Genomic DNA, 4189 nt, shown 5'->3' with positions numbered 1-4189 from the left:
GACAGGGGCCAGGGCGGATTCCTGCTGCTGGTGAAGCCGGACGGCACGGTCTCGTTCGACACCGACGACGGGATGAGCTTCTGGGTGGCCTACACGGCCCCGGCGGTCCAGTCCGGCGTCACGATCAACGACGGCTACTGGCACCACGTCGCGGGCATCCGGCGGGCGGGCCTGCTGGAGATCCACATCGACGGCCGGAACGTTCCCGTCACGGCCACCGGCTCGGGGCGCACCCCGCTCGACGTCGACAACCGGATGCGGCTGACCATCGGCACGACCGACCAGGTCCAGCAGCCGTACAGGGCCTTCGACGGGTCCATCGGCGCGGTGGCCCTGTGGCGCGCCGCCCGCCCGGCCCCCGACCTGACGCGGCTCACGGGGACCGAGACCGGCCTCGTGGGCTACTGGGACTTCAGCGCGCGCGACGGCTCCGACCTGTCGGCCGCGGGCAACACCATGGCGCCGACGGGGCCGGTCGCCTACGTCTCCCCCGGCCCGCCGTACGGGCAGACGATCGGCGAGGCCCCGGCGCTCACCAGGCTCGACTACGACGCGGGCACGCTGCACGCGGAGTGGCGGGCCGTCCCGTCGATGCTCGCCTACGACGTCGAGGTCCTGGACGCCGACAACCGCCAGGTGGTCATCGTGCCGGCCAGGACCATCTCCGCGGACGTCCCCGTCACGCTGAGCCCGGCCGCCCGCTACCGGGCCAGGGTGCGCGCCGTCGGCTCCCAGATCTCCGGCCCGTGGTCGGCCCCCGTGCCGCTCGTCTCGGCCGTCCCGGACGTGAGCGCGGTCCAGTACGACGGGACGACCGTCACCGTCGCCTTCACCGCGCCGTCCGGAGCGACGGCCGGGGTCGGCGCCGAGGCCGTCGTGGACGGCAAGCCGGCCGCCACGGCCACCGGCACCGCGAGCCCGCTGGGGCTCAGGACGGCGATCACGGCCGCCCAGGACGCGAAGGTGCGCCTGCGCGGCGTCGCCGGCATCGCGAGCGGCCCGTGGACCACCCCCGTCCCGGTGATCGCGACCGCCCCGCGCGGGCTGCTCGTGGCGACCGACGGCACCCACGTCACCGTCTCGTGGCAGCCGCTGGCCGGCGCCGCGCGGTACGGCGTGCAGGTCATCGCGGACGGCGTGCCCGGCGCCGTCGCGGACGCGCCCGCCTCCCCCGCCGGCCTCACGGCGCTGGTGGCCGGCGTCGCCTACCAGGCCAGGGTTCGTGGCAGGAACGGCGTGAGCGAGGGGCCGTGGAGCCCGGCCGCCACCGGGCCGTACACCCGCCACCAGCGCATCACCCGTGACGGGCTCGGCCGGATCCGGGGCGTGGACGACGAGGACACGCGGACCGCCTACGAGTACGACCCGCTCGGCAACGTCACGTCCATCACGACGACTCCTGCCGTCTGACCGTTCCATCGGGAGATCCTCATGAGTATGCCGCTGGAGCGGCCCATGCCCGTGCTGCGCTACGAGAGCGCCGCGGGCGACCCGCAGCCCGTCTGCTCTTTGCAGGCGACCGGCCTGCTGCAGGCCACCTGCCTGTCCGGCTTCGAGCCGGCGGCCGGCACGCTGGCGATGTGGCTCTTGACGACCAGCGCCACCGGCACGGAGACGCTGTTCTCCTACACCTCGCAGGAGCGGGCCGGGGTCGGCCCGCTGACCGTGCGCAACGCGGCGAACCTGGAGATCCGGCTGGGCACGGCGAGCGGCGGGCCCACGGGCGTCGCGGTCAACGACGGCGCCTGGCACCGGCTCGTGGTCACCTACAAGGTGGCCGGCCCGGCCGGGCACTACGCGGTCTGCGTGTACCTGGACGAGATCCTCGCCTTCAGCTCGCCCGCCGGGCTGCCCACGGCCATGCGGCCCATGGCCGGCGGCGACCTGGCCGTCGGGGGCGGGCTGGCCGCGCTGGTCAGCGAGGTCCAGGTGTGGAACAGCGCGCTGACGGCGGAAGAGGTGAAGAAGGGCCAGTTCCGGCGGGCCGTGCCGGGCACGGCCGGGCTGGTGCTGCACTGGCCGCTGGACGTGCCGCCGCCGCAGAATCCCTCGGCCGCGATCACGCCGTCGCCGCTGCGGTTCAGGACCGGCCGGCTCTCCGCGACCTGGGCCGCACCGGCGGGATCGCCCACGGGGTACCACGTCAGGCTGGGATCGCTGGACGGCACGTGGCACGAGACGGCCGACACGACCGGGCTGTCCTACACGACGCAGGCCCACCCGCTCCCGGCCGAGATCGAGGTGACCGTGGCCGGGTACACGGCGGCCGGGCCGGGGCCGTGGAGCGATCCGGTGCGCGTCACGGCGTTCGAGCCGCAGGTCCCCGACGTCCGGCTGGCCTGGGACGCCGCCACCGGCCGGCTCGCCGCGAACTGGGCCGACCTGCCCCAGCGAGAGTCCTTCACGCTGGAGCGGTACGAGGGCGGCGCGGCCACCCCCGCCTCGGTGCAGGACGGCGTACAGGCCCTGACCCACGACCTGACCGGCCGGATGGACCTGGACGGCACCACCCGGCTGGACGTGCGCGCCTTCGCGCTCGGCTCGCTGGGACCGGCCCAGCCCCGGTACGCCGCCCCGCCGCCCGCCACGCTGGCGGCCCGCTACCGGCTCGCCGACGGCACGCTGGTGTGCTCGTGGACGCCGCCGGCCGGGGCCGAGGGGCTGCGGCTGCTCGTCGCGCCGCGCGACGGCGGCCCCCCGCACGCGGAGACGCTGGCGGGCGGCGCCACCCGCCACGACGTCACCCGCGCCGCCTATCCGCTCTCGCTCGGGACGGTGTACGACGTCCGGATCCGGGCCTTCGGCGGCGGGGCGATCGGCTCGTGGGCGAGCGTCCCCGTCAGCCCGCACGACGTGGCCGTACCGGTGCTGAGCTGGGCGTACACGCCCGGGACCGACGCGCTGGCGGTCATGTGGGAGCGGGTGACGCCGACCGCGACCTACGAGGTGCGGGTGCTGCGGAACGCCACGGAGATCACGGGCCTGACGTCGCTCGAGCCCCGCTACGACGTGACCTCCCTGCTCGGCGCGGCCGACGCGCACACGATCACGGTGGCCGCGGTGGACGACGGCATCATGGGGCCGGAGAGCGTGCCGGTCACGCCCGTCGCGCTCACGCCCGTGCTGCGCCACCTCGTGGAGACGCACACGATCGAGGTGTCGTGGGCGGCCGCGCAGCCGGCGGCGTACCTGCGGCTGAGCAAGGCGGGGACGGTCTTCCACGCGGAGAGCTCGGTCACGGGCGGCGCGAGCGTGCCGGCCCCGGCCGCGGACTTCCCCGGCGGCACGGCCGTGAGCTGCGCGATCCGGGCCCTCGCGCCCGGCTCCCTCGGCGCGGTGGAGACGGCCTCGCTGACGATCGACCAGCTCGTCACCCCGGTGCCGGTCCTGGAGTGCACGACTCCGTCCACGCGCGCGGCGCGGGTCGTGCTCACCGCCCGGTGGCCGGCCGTCAACCCGGGGCTCACCGTCGCCTACCAGGTCCAGGTCACGACCGACGGCACGCGGGGGCCGGTGACCGACGCGACGGGGCTGAGCGCCGACGTCAGCGACCGGCTCGCCGTGGCCGGCGCGACCAGCGTGTCCGTACGGGCGACGACCCCCGGCAACGTGGGCGCGTGGAGCGCCGCGTCCCCGATCGCCGCGCCAACCGGCACGGCCCTGGCCTACGACCAGGACAGCGGCCGGATCGACGCCACCTGGACGGCCACGGGCGCCGAGCACTGCTACGCCGAGCTGACCCTCGCCGGCGCGGCCGAACCCGCCTACCGGGACTGGCCGGACGGCACGGCGCAGATCACCCTGAGCGAGGCGGAGCGCGCCTCCGCGGCGCAGGAGCTCACGTTCCGCGTGCGCGCGATCGGCGGCATGGCGCTGTCCCCCTTCGCCACCGTCACCACGGCGCTCCCGCCGATCCCCGGGCCGGTGCTCGACCCGCTCACCGACACCCTCTCCCCCGCCAGGTCGATCGGCGCGTCCTGGCGGTTCGAGGCGGCGAACGCGGGCGAGGGCACCCTGCTCGGCTTCACCGTCACGCTGACCGGCCCGGACGGCGTGGTGGAGACGCGCACGATCGACGACCCCGCGGCGCGGCAGACGACGTTCACCAGTGAGAGCCTGGCCATCGGCGCGACCTACACCGTCCAGGCCAGGGCGCGGGTGCGGCGGGCCGGCGGGGTCGTGCAGTCGG

At 75.9% G+C, this 4189-nt stretch carries 2 protein-coding genes; both read left to right on the top strand.

Going from position 1 to position 4189, the window contains the following annotated elements; all coding sequences use genetic code 11:
* Positions 1 to 1410, top strand: a 1410-nt coding sequence (locus ETD85_RS60560) for a fibronectin type III domain-containing protein (protein ID WP_138698812.1), incomplete at its 5' end; no start/stop codon positions are given.
* A gap of 21 nt (positions 1411 to 1431) precedes the next feature.
* Positions 1432 to 4189: LamG-like jellyroll fold domain-containing protein (locus ETD85_RS60555; protein WP_138698811.1), on the top strand; the 2758-nt coding region annotated here is incomplete at its 3' end.

This window comes from Nonomuraea zeae (genome assembly GCF_005889725.1).
GTDB classification, from domain to species: Bacteria; Actinomycetota; Actinomycetes; order Streptosporangiales; family Streptosporangiaceae; genus Nonomuraea; species Nonomuraea zeae.
The sequence above is the reverse complement of the archived record's forward strand: the minus strand, read 5'-3'. Positions and strand labels throughout refer to the sequence as shown.